This is a genomic window from Streptomyces sp. NPDC050759, assembly GCF_044456945.1.
Classification (GTDB): domain Bacteria; phylum Actinomycetota; class Actinomycetes; order Streptomycetales; family Streptomycetaceae; genus Streptomyces.
Window position 1 is genome coordinate 546,751 of sequence record NZ_JBITGI010000003.1, and the last position, 16,685, is coordinate 563,435.

The window sequence follows — 16,685 nt, forward strand, 5'->3', positions numbered from 1 at the left end:
AGCTTTCTGGAAACGGCCTGCTGGAGTGACGGAGGACGCGTATGCCGGTGCAGGAGTACGAGACCGTGCGGGCCGAGGTGGCGGACCGGATCCTCACCGTCACCCTCAACCGGCCCGAGAAACTCAACGCCTTCAACCCCCGGATGATGGCCGACCTGCTCGACGTCCTGGACGCGGCCGACGCCGACGACGAGATCCGGGTGATCGTGGTGACCGGCGCCGGGCGCGGCTTCTGCGCGGGCGCCGACGTCAGCTCCGGCGGCTCCTCCTTCGACCACCGCAAGGCGGGCGCCTGGCACCGGGACACCGGCGGCCGGGTCGCGCTGCGGATCTTCTCCAGCACCAAGCCGGTGATCGCGGCGATCAACGGCCCGGCGGCGGGCGTCGGGGCCAGCATGACCCTGCCCATGGACATCCGCCTGGCGTCGACCTCGGCGAAGTTCGGCTTCGTCTTCGCCCGCCGCGGCATCGTGCCGGAATCGGCGGCGAGCTGGTTCCTGCCCCGGGCCGTCGGCATGCAGCGGGCCATGGAATGGGTGGCCACGGGCCGTGTCTTCGGCCCGGACGAGGCACTCGCGGCCGGGCTGGTCCGCTCCGTGCACCCGCCGGAGGAACTGCTCCCGGCGGCGTACGAACTCGCCCGGGAGATCGCCGACAACACCTCCGCGATCTCCGTCGCCCTCTCCCGCCAGATGATGTGGCGGATGCTGGGCGAATCCCACCCGATGGCCGCCCACCGGCTCGACTCCCGGATCATGAGCCAGATCGGCGGCGGCCCGGACCCCGTGGAGGGCGTCCAGTCGTTCCTCGCCAAACGGCCGCCCGAGTTCCCGGGCCGGGTCAGCAAGGACATGCCACCCCTGTATCCCTGGTGGCAGGAGGAGGAGTTCCGCCCCCTGGAGGAGCAGGCACCGGCACCGGAGGCCGAGGGATGACGACGTTCGACTACATCGTGGTGGGCGCGGGGTCCGCGGGCTGCGTGCTCGCGAACCGTCTCTCCGAGGATCCGAAGACCTCCGTGCTGCTGATCGAGGCGGGCGGCAAGGACTCCACACCGCTGATCAAGATGCCGAAAGGGTTCGGCAAGCTGCTGGGTGATCCCCGGTTCGCCTGGCACTACCCGGTCGAGCCGGTGGGCCCCAGCGGCCGCGTCGAGCACTGGGTCCGGGGCCGCACGCTCGGCGGGTCCAGCTCGGTCAACGGCATGGTCTACAACCGCGGTGACCGCGCCGACTACGACGAGCTGGAACGCCTCGGCAACCCCGGCTGGGGCTGGGACACCATGCTGCCCGTCTTCCAGCGGATCGAGGACAACGCGCTCGGCGCCTCCGAGGGCCGGGGCGCGGGCGGCCCGCTGCACGTCTCCACCGCGCCGGCGCCGGAGCCGCTGTGCGAAGAGGCCATCGCCGCCGGGACCGGGCTCGGCTGGCGCCGCACCGACGACCTGAACGCGAGCGACGACGAACGCATCGGCTACGCCATGGCCACCATCAAGAAGGGACAGCGGTTCAGCGCCGCCCGTGCCTTCCTGCACCCCGCCGAGGACCGGCCGAACCTGACGGTGGCGGTGGACACCGTCGTGACGCGCGTCCTCGCCGAGCACGGCAGAGCCGTCGGCGTGCGCACCCGCAGCAAGGGCCTGGAGGCCGACTTCCGGGCCCGGCGCGAGGTGATCCTCTCCGCCGGCAGCATCGCCACGCCCAAGATCCTCCAGCTGTCCGGCATCGGCCCGGCCGAGACGCTGAAGTCGGCGGGTGTCGACGTCCTGGTCGACAGCCCGCACGTCGGCGGCCGGATGCGCGAGCACCGCTGTTTCGTCGTCCAGTACCGGCTGAAGGACGACCTCGGCTACAACAAGGCGCTGAGCACCCCGCTGCGACAGGCCCTGTCGGGGGCGAAGTACCTGGCCACCCGACGCGGACCGCTGGCCGCGCCCGCCTTCGACGTCATCGCCTTTTTCAAGACCCGCCCAGAACTCGCCCGACCGGACGCCCAGCTGCTGATCGCGCCGGTGTCCCTGCTGCCCGACGTCCCCGGCAAGGAGACCGGCGTGGAACGCGAGCCCGGAGTGATGGGCCTCGGCTACATCCTGCGCCCCACCGCCGAGGGCGGCCTGCACATCACGTCGGCCGACCCCGACGCCCCTCTGACGATCACGCCGAACTACTACGGCTCCGACCACGACCGTACGGTGGGAACCGCCCTCTTCCGGCGCATGCGGGAACTCTTCGAGACCGAGCCGATCGCCGGCCGGATCACGGCCGAGACGCTGCCGGGCCCCGGTGTCAGCGACGACCAGGACATCATCGACGCCGGTCTCGACCAGGGACGCTGCGGCTACCACGCCATCGGCACTTGCGCCATGGGCCCGGACGAGGACGACGTCGTCGACGGCCGGCTGCGGGTACGCGGCATCGAGGGACTGCGGGTCGTCGACTGCTCGGTCATGCCGACCATGGTGTCCGGAAACCTGAACGCACCGATCATGGCCATGGCCTGGCGGGCGGCCGACCTCATCCTGGGGGCGGTCTGATCCCGTATCGGGAGATGTGGCCGAAACATTGTCGTAGTTTGTTTGACCTGTTAGCGTCCGGTCGGCGGACATTCAGCTGAATGCGCTAAACCATTCACCGCCTGGACGGTAACCATGAGCGATGGTTTCCTGCACGAATCCCTTCGCTGTGTCGACTGGGGGGTCGCCACCGCGGACACCATCGCGGCGCCCCCGCCGCCACTGCCGGAACGCGGCGGGCACTTCCGGCAGTGGACCGACGACCTCCGGCAGCTGACCGGTGTCGTCGCGGACACCCACCGCATGGTCGCCGGATGGCCGCAGCTCCAGCCCGACGGGCCGGGGAGCTGGGACCGGGACGCGCTGGACCGCTGCGACCGCGCGCTCGACGCACTTCTTGCGCGCGGCACCCGGCCCGCTCTCACCCTGCTCGACCGCTCACTGCCGCCCTGGCTGGACGCGGCGGGCGGCTGGCTCGTCCGCGACACCGCCGAGCACTTCGCCGCCTATGCCGCCGAGCTGGGCCGCCGTTTCGGCGACCGGGTGGAACGCTGGATCACCTCCACCGACCTCGCCGGCCCCACCCTCGCCGACCACGTGGCCGGAATGTATCCCCCGAACCGGGGCGCGGGACGGGCCGGACTGCCCGCGGTCCACCACATCCTGCTCGCGAACGGGCTCGCCACCCAGGCCCTGAGGGCCACCGGCGCGCGAGGCCGGATCGGTACCACGGTCACCCTCGTGGGCGGCTACCCGGCCACCGACGACCCCTACGACCGTCTCGCCCTGGAACGCCTGGAGAGCTGGACCAACCGTCTCTTCCTCGACCCCCTGCTGCTCGGCGAGCACATGGTGACCGAGGACGGCGACTCACCGGTCGAGGACACCGGCTGCGTGCGCCCCGGCGACCTGGAGACGATCACCACCGAGCAGGACCTGCTGGGCCTGTCCTGGCACACCCCGTTCCGCGTCACCGCGCCGGAGAACCTGCCCCGCGTGCTGCCGACGACCACGTGTCTGAGCGCCCTCAACGAGGTGAACCGCCTGCTCGTGGGCCTGGGCTTCGCGATCGTCCCGTTCGACGACGTGGAGACCACCGCCTACGGCTGGCCGATCATCCCCGAAGGACTCGCCGACGCTGTCGCCGGCCTCTACGAGCTGTACGGCGACGCGCTGCCGCCGCTGTCCGTCATCGACAACGGCATGGGCGACCTGGACCTCGTCGACGCCACGGGACACAGCGACGACGACCGCCGGCGGGCCCTGCTGCGGGCCCGGCTCACCTGGCTGGCCGGACTCACCGCGGCCGGTGTGGAGGTGTGCGGGTACGAGTACTGGTCGGTCCTGGACAACCTGGAGGCCAAGTTCCGCTACACCCGCCTCTACTCGATGGCGGTCCCGGACCACGAGGCCCCGCCGCGCCCCCCGATCCCCTCCGACTGGCTGCGCAGCGGCGCCTTCGCCGGCGCCCCCGTGCCCGAAGCGGGGCGGCCGACCGGACTGAGCCTGGTGCCGACCGCGCCCCGGGTTCCGGACAGCCCGAACTCCTAGCCGTACCCCGGGCTCAGGATGCCGGAGCCTCGTAGTCCCGGCCGCGGATCAGTCGCACCGGCTTGTAGACGAGCACGTCCTCGTCCCGCTGGTTGCGCACGGTGATCCGGCTGGTCACCACGCCCCGGCCGGGCTTGCTGGAGGGCCGGGACCCGGTGGTCTCCACGACGGCGTACAGGGTGTCGCCGACGTACACCGGGCCCAGCACGTCGAGCTCCATGTGCAGGAAGGCGAGGCCCGTGCCGTGCAGCACGTTCGTCTGCAGGACGAGCCCTTCGGCCAGGCAGTACGTCAGTCCTCCCGGGACCAGTCGCCCGGTGTAGCCGCCGTCTGCGGCGTGCGAGGCGTCCCAGAAGAGGGGCTCGGTGAAGCCGCCCCAGGTGACGAAGTTGACCAGGTCGGTCTCGGTGATGGTGCGGCGGGCGGTCCGGAAGACCTGCCCGACCGGCATCTCCTCATAGGTCAGCCCCTTGACCAGCAGGGGGGCCTCGGTGATGGTCTGCTGCGGCGCCATGATGGGTTCCTCTCGTACGGTCGGTGGTCACAGGTCGAGCGGGTGCTTGCCGCTGACTCCCTCGAAGTCCGCGGGCCGCTTCTCGCGGTGCGCGGCGAGCCCCTCGACGACCTCGTGCCCGCCGAACCCGAAGAACTCCAGCCCGAGCGAGGCCTCGAAGATCGGCTGGGCGGTGCGGTACCAGTGGTTGAGGGACCGCTTGGTCCAGCTGATGGCGCTGGTGGGCCCGGCGGCCAGCGCGGTCGCCACGCGCAGGGCCTCGGTGTGCACCTCCGCGTCGTCCACGCACTTGGACACCAGGCCGATCCGCTCCGCCTCCTCGCCTGTAAGCGTCTCGCAGGTGAGCAGGTAGTACTTGGCCTTGGCCATGCCGCACAGCAGCGGCCAGCAGATGGCGGCATGGTCGCCGGCCGCGACGCCGAGCCGCGTGTGCCCGTCGACGATCTTCGCGGTGCGGGCCGCGATCGAGATGTCCGCGAGCATGCCGATGACCAGCCCCGCCCCGACCGCCGGGCCGTGGATCGCGGAGACCACCGGCTTGGAGCAGTTGAGCACCCCGTAGACCATGTCCCGCGCCTCCCGCATCACCCGGGCGCGCACCGCGTAGTCCTCGGTCATGGCCTCGATCGAGTCGAAGGTCCCGCCCGCCGAGAACGCCCGGCCCGCCCCCTGGACGACCACCGCGCGGGTCTCCTCGTCCCTGTCCACGACGGACCAGATGTCGGCGAGTTCACCGTGCATCCGGGGATCCACGGCGTTGAGGTTCGGGGCATCGAGCACGATCCGCAGCACGCCGGGCGCGGGCCGCTCGAAGGTCAGGCTCGTGAACGGGGCGTAGGGATCGGTCACGTCGCGCTCCTGGTGTATTCAGTGTGGATACTATAATTATCTAACTGTATCGAGAGGTGGGCGGCAAGCAGGCCGCACGTGACGTTGCACGGATGACGGGAAGCTCGGCATGGATCTCACCTTCAGCGAGGAACAGGACGAACTGCGCAAGGTCGTCCGCTCGTTCCTCGCCAAGCACTCCGACGAGGCGACCGTGCGCCGCCTCGCCGCCGACCCGACGGGCCACGACCCCGTCGTCTGGCGGCGGATGGCCGGCGAACTCGGCCTCCAGGGGCTCGCCGTCCCGGAGGAGTACGGCGGCTCGGGCTTCGGCTACGTCGATCTCGGCATCGTCTTCGAGGAGGCGGGCCGCGCACTGCTGTGCGGGCCGTACTTCGCCACCGTTGCCCTGGCCGCGGAGGCGCTGCTGCGCTGCGCCGACGAGCGGGCGCGAGCCGACCTCCTGCCGGGCATCGCGTCCGGCGAGACGGTGGCCACGCTGGCGCTCACCGAGGACAGCGGCCGCTGGGGCGAGCAGGGCATCGGGCTCACCGCCGACCCTGACGAAAGGGGCGGCTGGCGGCTGACCGGCGTGAAGACCTACGTCCCCGACGGACACCTCGCCGACCTGCTCCTGGTCGCCGCCCGCACCCCCTCGGGCATCAGCCTGCTGGCTGTCGAGACCGCCGACGCGCCCGGCCTCACCCGCACCCCCCTCCCCACCCTCGACCAGACCCGCAAACAGGCCCGGATCCAGTTCACGGACACCCCCGCCCGTCTCCTGGGCCCCGAGGGCGGCGCATGGCCCGCCCTCGAACGCACCCTCGCCACCGCCGCCGTACTCCTGGCCGCCGAACAGGTCGGGGGAGCCGCGGCCGCCCTGGACGCCGCCGTCGAGTACGCCAAGATCCGCGAGCAGTACGGCCGGGCCATCGGCTCGTTCCAGGGGATCAAGCACAAGTGCGCCGACATGCTCATGGAGATCGAGTCCGCCCGCTCGGCCGCGTACGGCGGACTGTGGGCGCTGGACGCGGGCGACGAGACGGAGATCGCGATGGCCGCCGCCCTCGCGCAGGCCTTCTGCTCGGAGGCGTTCACCAAGGTCGCCGCGGACAACATCCAGGTCCACGGCGGCATCGGCTTCACCTGGGAACACCCCGCGCACCTGTACTTCAAGCGGGCCAAGAGTTCCGAGGTGCTGCTCGGCACACCGTCGTACCACCGGGAACTGCTCGCCACCCGGCTCGGCATCTGAGACCTCAGGGAGAAGCTGACATGGAGCTGGACTTCGGGCCCGCGGTACGCGGCTTCCGCGACGAGGTGCGGGACTGGCTGGCGGACCACCTCGTGGGGGAGTTCGCAGAGAACCGGGGCGTGGGCGGCCCCACCGACGGCGCGGCCTGGGAGGTTCGCCTCGCCTGGGACCGGGAGCTGTCCGCGGGCGGCTGGCTGGGGATCGGCTGGCCCCAGGAGTACGGCGGGCGCGGGCTCGGGCTGCTCGAGGAGATCGTCTTCGAGTACGAGTACGCGCGCGTGAACGCCCCCTACCGGGCCACCGTCAACGCGCTCGACCTGCTCGGCCCGATGCTCCTTAAGGTGGGCAGCGACGCTCAGAAGAAGCGTTTCCTGCCGCCGATCCTTTCCGTCGAGGAACTGTGGGGCCAGGGCTTCAGCGAGCCCGGCGCCGGCTCCGACCTGGCGTCCGTCCGCACCCGGGCGGAACGGGACGGCGACGAGTGGGTGGTCAGCGGGCAGAAGGTGTGGACGTCCTTCGGCATTCACGCCGACTGGATCTACGTCCTCACCCGCACCGACCCGCAGTCCGCGCGGCACAAGGGCCTGAGCATGCTGCTGGTGCCCACGGACCAGCCCGGCGTGGAGATCCGCCCCATCCGCAACCTCGCCGGCCAGGACGAGTTCGCCGAGATCTTCCTCTCCGACGCGCGCACCGGCGCCGACATGGTCGTCGGCGAGGTCGGCCAGGGCTGGCGCACCGCGATGGCCACGCTCGGCATCGAGCGCGGCACCACTCTCCTGCCCCAGCAGCTCGCCTTCGAGCGGGAGGCCGAGGCACTGATCGACCTGGCCCGCGAGCGGGGCGCGCTCGACGATCCGATGCTGCGCCGCCGTATCGTCGACGCCTGGATCTCCGTACGCATCATGCGCACCACCAACCTGCGGACCATCGCCGAACTGACCGCCGGCCGCACGCCGGGCGCCCAGGCCACCACCGCGAAGCTGTACGCGTCCACCAGGCACCAGCAACTCGGCCAGTTGGCCACGGAGCTGGCGGGCCCGGCCGGACAGATCGTCGGCGAGGACTACGGCCTGGACCGCAGGCAGCGCTCCTTCCTGCTGGCCCTCGCGGAGACGATCTACGGCGGGTCGAGCGAGATCCAGCGCAACATCATCGGGGAGCAGGTCCTCGGTCTGCCGAAGGAGCCGCGCCCGTGACCTCGCTCGAGGACCGTCTCGACCGCGTCGAGTCGCAGCTCGCCATCCAGCAACTGCCCATCCGTTACGCGCTCGCCGTGGACGGCCGCGACCTCGACGCCTGGGTCGGCTGCTTCCGGCCCGACGTGGACATGGGACGTCACGGCCGCGGGCGGGATGTCCTGCGGCAGCACATCGAACCCCAGGTGCGCGGCTTCCACCGGTCGGTCCACCAGATCTGCGGCCACCGCGTCGAGTTCACCGGGCAGGACACGGCGACCGGCGCGGTCTATTGCAGGGCCGAGCACGAGGTGGGGGACCGGTGGATCGTGATGGCGATCTGCTACTGGGACGAATACGCGCGCGTGGACGGTGACTGGTACTTCTCCCGGCGCCGCGAGCGGCACTGGTACGCGGCGGACGTGACCGAGCGCCCCCAAGCGGTGGAATTCAAGGGCTGGGAGGGCGCCGGAGAGCCGGCGCTGCCCGAGGCCTTCCCCTCCTGGTCGGCCTTCTGGAAGGAAACGTGATGGCACGGTTGTCAGGGAAGACGGCGCTGGTCACCGGCGGCGGGCAGGGCGTGGGCCGCGGCATCGCGCTCGCGCTGGCCGCCGAGGGAGCGGCCGTGGTGATCACCGGCCGCACCGAGGGCAAGCTGAAGGACACGGCCGGGGAGATCGCCGAACGCGGGGGGCGGGCGTACACCGTGGTCGGGGACGTGGGGGATCGGGACGACGTCGACCGCATGGTGGCCGAGACGGTACGGGAGTTCGGCGGCCTTGACGTGCTCGTCAACAACGCGCAGTCCTCGGTGCAGCGCCGGCTGGCGGAGACGTCGTACGACGATGTCGAACTCACCTATCGCAGCGGGCCGTTGGCCGCCTTCCACGCGATGCAGGCCGCCCTGCCGCATCTCAAGGAGAGCCGCGGCAGCGTGGTGAACCTCGGTTCGTCGGCCGCCGTGCAGGGCGAGGCGACGTTCGCGGCGTACGCGATGGCCAAGGAGGCGATCCGCGGCCTGAGCCGGGTCGCCGCGCGGGAGTGGGGCCCCTACGGGATCAGGGTGAATGTCATCTGTCCGGCCGCCCTGAGCCCGGCGGCGGAGGACTACCTGGCCGCACATCCGCAGAAGGCGGCGGAACTGGCCAGGGACATCCCGTTGGGCCGGCTCGGCGATCCGGAGGCCGACATCGGCCGGGCGGTGGCCGCCCTCGTCAGCGACGACATGGTCTATCTCACGGGTGCGACGCTGATGCTGGAGGGCGGCCGGACCCTGCTCGGGTGAGGCCGCTACACGACACCCCGGGCACGCAGTCCCGCCAGCTGACCCTCCGTCATCCCGGCGAGTCTGGTAAGGACTTCGTCGTTGTGCTCACCCAGCGCCGGCGGCGGGGCGTACCCCTCGACCGGCGTCGCCGTGAACCGGATGGGGTTGGCGAGCATCGGCAGGGGTCCGGAGGCCGGGTCCTCGACCTCGATCAGCATCCCCCGGTGCTGTATCTGCGGGTCGGCGAACACCTCGGGCATCTCGTTGTACGGGCCCGCGGGCACGTCGTGTGCGTCGAGCACGGCCAGCCACTCGTCCCGGGTGCGGGTGCGCAGGATCGCCGCCAGCACCGGCAGGATCTCCTCGCGGTGGGCGATCCGGGCGGAGGTCGTGGCGAACCGTTCGTCCTGGAGGAGGTCGGTGCGGTCGGCCGCCGCGCAGAACGCGGCGAACTGCTTGTCGTTGCCCGCGACCAGGAAGATCGGCCTGTCCTTGCAGGGGAAGGCCTGCGAGGGGATCCCGCCGTAGCCGCCGTTGCCGCGGCGCTGCGGAACCTCGCCGGAGACCAGGTAGTTCATCGCGAAGTGGGACAGCGAGGCCAGGCCGCAGTCCAGCAGGGACAGGTCGATGAACTGCCCTTCGCCGGTGGCGTCCCGGTGGCGCAGGGCCGCGAGGACGGCCGTGGAGGCGTACAGCCCGGTGAGGATGTCGATCATGCTGACGCCGACCTTCATCGGCTCCTCGGGGTGCCCGGAGACGCTCATCATCCCGGACATGGCCTGGAAGATGCCGTCGTAGCCGGGGCGGTCGGCGTACGGGCCGGTCTGGCCGAAGCCGGTGACCGAGAGGTAGACGAGGCGCGGGTTGAGTGCGCGGAGGCTCTCGTGGTCGAGGCCGTACTTCGCCAGTGTGCCCGTGCGGAAGTTCTCGACCAGTACGTCCGAGCGTGCGGCGAGGGCGCGGATCAGCTCCTGTCCCTCGGTGCAGGCGTGGTTGACGGTGACCGACCGCTTGTTGCGGTTGGCGGCGAGGTAGAAGGCGGCGGTGTCGGTCCGGTCGCCCTCGGGTCCGGGGGCGAAAGGGGGGCCGTACGTCCGGGAGTCGTCCCCCGATCCGGGCCGCTCGACCTTGATCACCTCGGCGCCGAGATCGGCGAGCATCTGGGTGGCCAGCGGCGCGGCGAGGATGCGGGACAGATCGAGCACGCGGATCCCGGCCAGTGCGGTCGACGGCATCTGGGTCTCCCTCTGTTCACGGACGACGAATCAGTTATATAAATAATACATCTAGCGCTCGGCTACGGCCGACGTGATTGCCTCATCTATTCAATTCATGTAACTATATTGATCGGCCGCCAGGCCGGGACCGGAGGGCGGGCTGATGACCGTCGCGGCGAGGACCCTCACCGATCAGGAACAGCGCGAACGCCGGGCCTGGTTCCGGGCCCGCTGGGAACGCGGGGTCGCCTTCAACCGGCGCTGCCGCATCCGGGTGACGCGCTGGGAGGCGGACGGGGTCGAGATCGTGCTCCCCTACGCCGAGTCCCTCTCTGCCCACGAAGACGTCTTCCACGGCGGCGTCATCTCGGCGCTCATCGACACCGCCGGCGCCGGAGCCGTGATCGCCGGGCACGACTTCACCAAGGGCAGCCGGCTCAGCACCGTGTCGATGTCGGTGCAGTACCTCGCACCCGCCCGCGGCCGTGAGGCGGTCGCCTACGCGCGCTGTGTGCGGCGCGGTGGCCGGGTGCACTTCGCCGACGTCGACGTACGCGCCGACGGACGCATCTGCGCCCGCGGGCAGGTGGTGGTGACCATCTCCGGGGAACGGCCCGGCGTCGGCGACCCGATCGAACCGCTGGACGAGGAGTGACGTGATGCCCGAGGAAACCGTGGTGGCCCCCGAGGACCTGGACCTGGTCCTGTACGAGGTGGACGAGGACGGCGTCGCCACCGTCACCCTCAACCGGCCTGAGCGCAAGAACGCGTGGAGCATCCCCATGGAGCGCCGCTTCTTCGCGCTCCTCGACGAGGCCGCGCAGGACCCCGCCGTCCGAGTGGTGATCATCACCGGCGCGGGCAGGGCGTTCTGCCCGGGGATGGACATGCAGCGCCTGGAGCAGAACTCGCAGCCGGGGGAGTCCCTCAACCTCCAGGCCCGCGTCCCCATGTACAGCAGGCGCAACATGCCGAAGCCGATGATCGCCGCCGTCAACGGCGCCTGCGCGGGCATCGGCCTGGTCCAGGCGCTCATCTGCGACATCCGCTTCGCCGCCCGTGGGGCCCGCTTCACCACCGCCTTCACCCGACGCGGCCTGGCCGGCGAGTACAACATGCCGTACGTGCTGCCCCGCGTGATCGGCCTGGAGAACGCGCTCGACCTGCTGCTGTCCGGCCGCGTCTTCGACGCCGACGAGGCCAAGGACCTCGGCCTGGTCAGCCGCGTCGTGGAACCCGAGGACCTGCTCGACGCCGCCCGCGCGTACGCCCGGGACATCGCCCGCAACTGCTCCCCGCGCGCCATGGCCGTCCTGCGCCACCAGGTGTACGGCGACCTCGACCGCACCTTCACCGACGCCCTCGCCCGCTCCTACTCCGCCATGGAGTTCTTCGCGGGCTCGCCCGACTTCCGCGAGGGCGTGTCGAGCTTCGTGGAGAAGCGGGAGCCCAAGTTCGAGGGACTGCCGCCGGACTTCGACCCGGACGAGGCCACGCGCGACGCGTTTCTGCCGTACTGAACCGATGCGAGGAGCACACGCAGATGACAGGGCAACCCTTCCCCGTCGAGGCCGGGCACATCATGATGTTCGCCCGCGCCATCGGTGACGAGAACCCCGCCTACACGGGCGAGTCGGCGCTCGCGCCGCCCACCTTCACCATGGCGAGCGCCCACTACGACCCCGACTACCACCTGCGTCCCAAGCCGGACGAGGAGTGGTTCGGGTCGGGCCGCGACGCCGGCGTCATGGCCGAGGGCGCCGGCGGGCTCCACGCCGAGCAGCACTTCGAGTTCCACCGCCCGGTGCGCGCCGGCGAGACCCTCTACGCGCACCTCTCCACCGGCCGCAGCTGGGAGAAGCAGGGCCGCACCGGCCGCCTGCTCTTCAGTGAGCGCATCACCGAGTACCGGGACGCCGACGGCGAAACGGTCGTCAGTGCCGTGACCGTGGCCGTCGTCCCCGAGGGCCCGGCGACCCCGAAGGACGCCCGATGAGCCTGAGCCCGGACGACATCAAGGTCGGCGAGACCCGCGAGAGCGTCCTCGTCGACGACCTCAAGCGCACCCGCATCGTGCAGTACGCGGGCGCCTCCGGCGACTTCAACCCCCTGCACACCGACGAGAAGTTCGCCGTCGAGGCCGCGGGCTATCCCGGCGTGTTCGCCCACGGCATGCTGACGATGGGCATGACAGGGCGGGTCCTGACCGACTGGGTCGGCACCGAGGCACTGCTGCGCTACGGCGTGCGCTTCAAGGCCCAGGTCTGGCCCGGCGACACCCTCACCGCCACGGCCACCGTCGAGTCGATCGAGGACACGCCGACCGGTCCGGTCGCCCACTTCACCCTGCGCACGGTCAACCAGGACGGCGCCGAGGTGGTCACCGGTACCGCGGCGGCCCGCCTGGCGCCCTGAGCCGATGGCCGCCGCGCAGGAAGGGATGCAGGCGGCCACCTGGACCGCCATGGTGAGCCGCGCCTACGACCACGCCCGCCCCGCCGTCCGGTTCGGCGACCTGACCTGGACCGGACGTGAACTCCTCGACCGTGCGGCCGGCGCGGCCGACTGGCTGGACACCCTGGGCCCGGAGCCCGGCGAACCGGTGCCCGCACTGGTCGCCACCTCAGCCGACGCCCTCGCGCTGGTGATCGGCGGCGCCGGATCCGGCCACCCGCTCGCCCCGCTCGGCGTCCGCATGACGGCATACGAGATCGCCGCCGTGGTCAAGGAGACGCGGGCTCAGGTGCTCCTGGCGCAGCCCGAGTTCGCCGACCTCGGCAGGCAGGTCGCCGAGCTCTCCGGCCGGCGGCTCGCCGTCGTGCCCGAACTATGCAGGTCTTCAAGGGAGTTGGCCGCAGAGTCCGACGACCTAGCCACCGTCCTGCACACCTCCGGAACGACGGGCCTGCCCAAGCCCGTCCCCATGAGCCAACGGCGCCTGGCCGCCCGGGCCCGTGTGAACGGGCACCTGTGCGGGCTCGACCCCGACAGCTTCTACGGCGGGAGCGCGCCCTTCCACCACATCGCGGGCCTGGGCAACATCGCCGTCGCCCTCGCCGCCGGCGCGCTGATCACCGGCCTGCCCCGCTTCACCGTCGAGGGCTGGGCCCTGCTGCGGGACCTCGGCACCACGCACACCAGCATGGTCCCCGCGATGCTGGAGACCCTGCTGGCGGCGGGCCAGGCCCGCCACGAGACGCTGCGGACCCTCCAGTACGGCGGCGCGCCCGTCCGCCCCGGCACCCTGCGCCGGACGTACGAGGCGATGCCCGGCGTCCGCATGCTCAACATGTTCGGGCAGACGGAGGGCTCACCGATCAGTGTGCTCACCCCGGAGGACCACCGGGAGGCGGTGGCCGGACGCACCGAGCTGCTGCGGTCGGTGGGTCGGCCGGCACCCGGTGTCGAGATCAGGGTCCATGACCCCGGCCCGGACGGCGTCGGCGAGATCCACGCCCGCGCCGACCACCTCTTCAAGATCGACGCCGAGGGCTGGCTGCACAGCGGGGACCTGGGCCGCGTGGCGGAGGACGGGTATCTCTACCTGCTCGGCCGACGCACCGACATGATCATCCGTGGTGGTGAGAACGTCCACCCGCTGGAGGTGGAGACGGTCCTGTCCGCGCACCCCGGGGTGGCGGACGTCGCGGTCACCGGCGTACCGGACGAGCGGCTCGGCCAGACCGTCGTCGCCTTCGTCGTCCCCGCCGATCCCGACGCCCCGCCGGAACCGGCGGCGCTCCACCGCCACACCCGCGCCCGGCTGTCCGGGTTCAAGGTCCCCGTCCGCTGGTGGTTCGTGGACGACCTGCCGCGCAACGCGAACGGCAAGGTCGTACGCCGAAGCCTTCGGGAACCCACCGCGCTCGAAGGAGAACCACGTGACGCTTGACCACTCGGTCGTCGCCCCGGAAGCCGTCGGCGTCCACCCGCACCGGCTGGACGTACTCCTGCGCCGAATCCGCATGGAGGTCGAGCACGGGCCGCTGCCGTCCGCGCAGGTCGCCGTGGCGCGGGGCGGACGGCTGGTCGCCTTCGAGACCTGGGGGGACGCCGAACCGTCCACGCGATATGTCCTGCAGTCCGTCGGTCGGTCGATCATCGCGGGCGCGGTGTGGAAGCTGATGGGCGAGGGCCTGCTGGACGTGGGCGAGCAAGTCGCCGCGATCATCCCGGAGTTCGCGCCCAACGGGAAGGAGACGGTGACGGTCGAGCAGGTGCTCACGCACACCGCCGGCTTCCCCTTCGCTCCGCTCGGGTACCCGAAGATGCTCGACCGCGAGCAGCGTCTCGCCGCCTTCGGCCGCTGGCGGCTCGACTACCCGCCGGGCAGCCGCTTCCAGTTCCACCTCACCTCGGCGGCCTGGCTGATCGCCGAGATCGTGGAGCGGCGTACGGGCCTGGCCTTCGCCGACTATCTGCGCGAGCGGATCGCCGTCCCGCTCGGCCTGTCCTCGCTCGAACTCGGCGTACCGGTGGACCGGCAGCCCGGCACCGTCGCCCCGATGACCGCCACCGACCGCACGAGCGACGAGCAGGAACCCGACCCCTGGGGCCCCTGGTACCTGTCCGACCCGCGGGTGCTGGCGGCCGGGGAGCCCAGCCACGCCCTGGTCGCCACGGCCGCCGACGTCGCCCTGTACTTCCAGGCGCTGGAACACTCGGGACTGTGGAAGCCGGAGGCCGTGGCGGAGGGCACCCGGATCCGGCTGACGGACCACCCGCACGGGGAGCAGATCTACGGGGGCGGCTCCAACCGCCGTACCAGCATGGGCCTGTTCGTCACCGTGGCCGGCCCGGACGCGGGCAGCAACCTGCCGTCCACCGGGTCGCCCGCCCTCTTCGGCAGCGCCGGGGCCGCCTACCAACTCGGTTTCCTGGACCCGGAGTCCGGCCTGTCCTTCGTCTGCCTGAGCAACGGCTACCCCCTGGCCGGTTACGACCACTCCCGGCGCGGCACGGCACTGCTCACCAACATCGCGAATCTCGCGGCGGATCTCACCGACTAGACAGAGCTGAGCCCGGTACCGACTCCCGGTACCGGGCTCCCTGTTGCTCGGACAGCGCTGCTCAGCGGCTGATCAGCTGCTGGGCGTTGTTGTACATGATGTCGTCCTGGGCGGACTCGCCGAGCTCGGCGATGAGCTTGCGGAAGTCGGCCGGGTTGGCCAGGCCCTCCGCGTGCGGGAAGTCGGAACCCATGACGATGGACTCGTGGTAGCCGAGGCGCTTGACGACGTTCACGATGTCGTCCTCCGGATAGGGGACCACGCGGACGTGCTTGCGGAAGACCTGGCTGGGGCGCTCTTCCAACTGGCCGCCGACCCAGGGGCCGTTGCGGCCCATGCCGCGGCTCTTGTCCATGTGGCGCACGAAGTGCGGCACCCACTCGGAGCCGAACTCGGACACCAGGACGTTGATGTCGGGGAACCGGCCGAAGAGGTTGTCGAAGATCAGCGCGGACAGCGTCTCCTCGACGGGGCGCTGGCCGTAGGTGTTCTGCCACTGCCAGGCCGACATCCGGAAGTGGATGGGGTTCGGGTCGTAGCCCCAGGCGGGCGCCACCTGCGAGTTGTAGTAGAACTCGCTGATGTGGTAGCAGACACTCGCCTTGGCCTCGTTGACCAGCTTCCAGAACGGGTCGAAGTACGGGTCGCCGGGCGAACGGCCGTACACCGGGCCGGTGGGGAGCAGGATGAAGCGGGCGCCCTGGTTCAGGACGAACTCCAGCTCCTTGACCGCGCTGGGCAGATCGCGCAGTGACAGCAGCGCCGGGGCGTAGATGCGGTTCTGGTGGTTGAAGCCCCAGACCTCGTTCATGTACCGGTTGAAGGAGTGGTAGTTGGCGTAGAGCGGCTCCACGCCCTTCACGTACTCCTCGGCGACCAGCGCCCAGCCGCCCGGGTAGATGATCGTCTGGTCCAGGCCCTGCTCGTCCATGACGCGCAGCCGGGAGTCGCGGTTCTGGTACGACTCGTGCATCGGCTCGAACTGGTACGTCTCCTCGGGATTGCCCGAGGCCATCGCCTTGAGCATCTCCTTGAGCGAACCGGGACGGTAGACCTGTCCGAACTCCGGTTCCAGGCATACGACGATGCGGTCCCCGGCGAGGATCACCTCCCGCCCGTCCGGCAGGGTCACCGGGGCGACCGCCGTACCGAGGAACTCCTTCGGAAGGTAGCGGGTGAAGGAGTCCCGCTCCTCGTACATGTGCTGGTCGCAGTCGAAGATGGGCTTGCGCTGTTCGGCCATGGCGTCGCCTCCGGGCCCCGGGAACCATTCAGTACGCCTTCTATAATTATCTAACTGATTAGAGAGCGCAAGGGGGAGCGGAGGCGGACCCGCCGCGATGCGGTCCGCGGC

17 protein-coding genes are annotated in these 16,685 nt (G+C 71.0%); 13 read left to right on the top strand and 4 right to left on the bottom strand.

Annotated features, from left to right (window positions below; genetic code table 11):
- Positions 1 to 41: 41 nt before the first annotated feature.
- From ACIBJB_RS12480 to ACIBJB_RS12490, 3 genes are all read left to right on the top strand, one after another.
- Positions 42 to 935, top strand: a complete 894-nt coding sequence (locus ACIBJB_RS12480; RefSeq protein ID WP_398929458.1) for a crotonase/enoyl-CoA hydratase family protein — start codon at positions 42 to 44, stop codon at positions 933 to 935.
- Complete coding sequence (locus ACIBJB_RS12485; protein ID WP_398929460.1) at positions 932 to 2,533, top strand: GMC family oxidoreductase; 1,602 nt, start codon at positions 932 to 934, stop codon at positions 2,531 to 2,533. The genes ACIBJB_RS12480 and ACIBJB_RS12485 overlap by 4 nt, the downstream gene beginning before the upstream one ends.
- A gap of 114 nt (positions 2,534 to 2,647) precedes the next feature.
- Positions 2,648 to 4,063, top strand: coding sequence for a family 1 glycosylhydrolase (locus ACIBJB_RS12490; protein ID WP_398929462.1), 1,416 nt, complete (start codon positions 2,648 to 2,650; stop codon positions 4,061 to 4,063).
- A gap of 13 nt (positions 4,064 to 4,076) precedes the next feature.
- On the opposite strand, the gene ACIBJB_RS12495 is transcribed toward ACIBJB_RS12490, so the two are convergent.
- Both ACIBJB_RS12495 and ACIBJB_RS12500 read right to left on the bottom strand, forming a co-directional pair.
- On the bottom strand, positions 4,077 to 4,577 hold the full coding sequence (locus tag ACIBJB_RS12495) for a MaoC family dehydratase (RefSeq protein ID WP_398929464.1): 501 nt from the start codon (positions 4,575 to 4,577) through the stop codon (positions 4,077 to 4,079).
- 27 nt (positions 4,578 to 4,604) lie between these two features.
- Positions 4,605 to 5,426 carry an enoyl-CoA hydratase/isomerase family protein gene (locus ACIBJB_RS12500; protein WP_365651768.1) on the bottom strand — a complete coding sequence of 274 codons (822 nt, stop codon included), beginning with the start codon at positions 5,424 to 5,426 and terminating at the stop codon, positions 4,605 to 4,607.
- Positions 5,427 to 5,535: 109 nt separating this feature from the next.
- Between ACIBJB_RS12500 and ACIBJB_RS12505 the strand changes: the two genes are divergently transcribed.
- The 4 genes from ACIBJB_RS12505 to ACIBJB_RS12520 are packed head-to-tail and all read left to right on the top strand — an operon-like array spanning position 5,536 to position 9,123.
- Positions 5,536 to 6,660, top strand: coding sequence for an acyl-CoA dehydrogenase family protein (locus tag ACIBJB_RS12505; protein ID WP_398929466.1), 1,125 nt, complete (start codon positions 5,536 to 5,538; stop codon positions 6,658 to 6,660).
- Between the two features lie 20 nt (positions 6,661 to 6,680).
- A complete protein-coding gene (locus tag ACIBJB_RS12510; protein WP_398929468.1) occupies positions 6,681 to 7,859 on the top strand; it encodes an acyl-CoA dehydrogenase family protein in 1,179 nt (392 codons plus the stop codon).
- A complete protein-coding gene (locus ACIBJB_RS12515; RefSeq protein WP_398929470.1) occupies positions 7,856 to 8,368 on the top strand; it encodes a nuclear transport factor 2 family protein in 513 nt (170 codons plus the stop codon). Before ACIBJB_RS12510 ends, ACIBJB_RS12515 begins: the two co-directional genes overlap by 4 nt.
- Positions 8,368 to 9,123: an SDR family NAD(P)-dependent oxidoreductase gene (locus ACIBJB_RS12520; RefSeq protein ID WP_398929472.1), complete on the top strand. Its 756-nt coding sequence runs from the start codon at positions 8,368 to 8,370 to the stop codon at positions 9,121 to 9,123. The genes ACIBJB_RS12515 and ACIBJB_RS12520 overlap by 1 nt, the downstream gene beginning before the upstream one ends.
- 5 nt (positions 9,124 to 9,128) lie before the next feature.
- On the opposite strand, the gene ACIBJB_RS12525 is transcribed toward ACIBJB_RS12520, so the two are convergent.
- Complete coding sequence (locus ACIBJB_RS12525; RefSeq protein ID WP_398929474.1) at positions 9,129 to 10,340, bottom strand: CaiB/BaiF CoA transferase family protein; 1,212 nt, start codon at positions 10,338 to 10,340, stop codon at positions 9,129 to 9,131.
- A 145-nt stretch (positions 10,341 to 10,485) separates the two neighbouring features.
- On the opposite strand from ACIBJB_RS12525, the gene ACIBJB_RS12530 reads away from it, so the two are divergent.
- From ACIBJB_RS12530 to ACIBJB_RS12555, 6 genes are read left to right on the top strand one after another with little or no spacing between them, the layout of a single operon-like run.
- A complete protein-coding gene (locus ACIBJB_RS12530) occupies positions 10,486 to 10,977 on the top strand; it encodes a PaaI family thioesterase (RefSeq protein WP_007386933.1) in 492 nt (163 codons plus the stop codon).
- A gap of 4 nt (positions 10,978 to 10,981) precedes the next feature.
- Entirely contained in the window at positions 10,982 to 11,842 is an 861-nt protein-coding gene (locus ACIBJB_RS12535; protein ID WP_398929477.1) for an enoyl-CoA hydratase-related protein, read from the top strand.
- Between the two features lie 23 nt (positions 11,843 to 11,865).
- Positions 11,866 to 12,318: a MaoC family dehydratase N-terminal domain-containing protein gene (locus tag ACIBJB_RS12540; RefSeq protein WP_398929478.1), complete on the top strand. Its 453-nt coding sequence runs from the start codon at positions 11,866 to 11,868 to the stop codon at positions 12,316 to 12,318.
- Positions 12,315 to 12,737 (top strand): MaoC/PaaZ C-terminal domain-containing protein, encoded by a 423-nt coding sequence (locus tag ACIBJB_RS12545; protein ID WP_398929480.1) that lies wholly within the window; start codon positions 12,315 to 12,317, stop codon positions 12,735 to 12,737. The genes ACIBJB_RS12540 and ACIBJB_RS12545 overlap by 4 nt, the downstream gene beginning before the upstream one ends.
- Before the next feature lie 4 nt (positions 12,738 to 12,741).
- Positions 12,742 to 14,214: a class I adenylate-forming enzyme family protein gene (locus tag ACIBJB_RS12550; protein WP_398929482.1), complete on the top strand. Its 1,473-nt coding sequence runs from the start codon at positions 12,742 to 12,744 to the stop codon at positions 14,212 to 14,214.
- Positions 14,204 to 15,331 (top strand): serine hydrolase domain-containing protein, encoded by a 1,128-nt coding sequence (locus ACIBJB_RS12555; protein WP_398929484.1) that lies wholly within the window; start codon positions 14,204 to 14,206, stop codon positions 15,329 to 15,331. Before ACIBJB_RS12550 ends, ACIBJB_RS12555 begins: the two co-directional genes overlap by 11 nt.
- 61 nt (positions 15,332 to 15,392) lie before the next feature.
- On the opposite strand, the gene ACIBJB_RS12560 is transcribed toward ACIBJB_RS12555, so the two are convergent.
- The gene (locus ACIBJB_RS12560) at positions 15,393 to 16,574 is read right to left on the bottom strand and encodes an amidohydrolase family protein (protein WP_398929486.1); all 1,182 of its coding nucleotides are present in this window, start codon (positions 16,572 to 16,574) and stop codon (positions 15,393 to 15,395) included.
- Between the last annotated feature and the right edge of the window lie 111 nt (positions 16,575 to 16,685).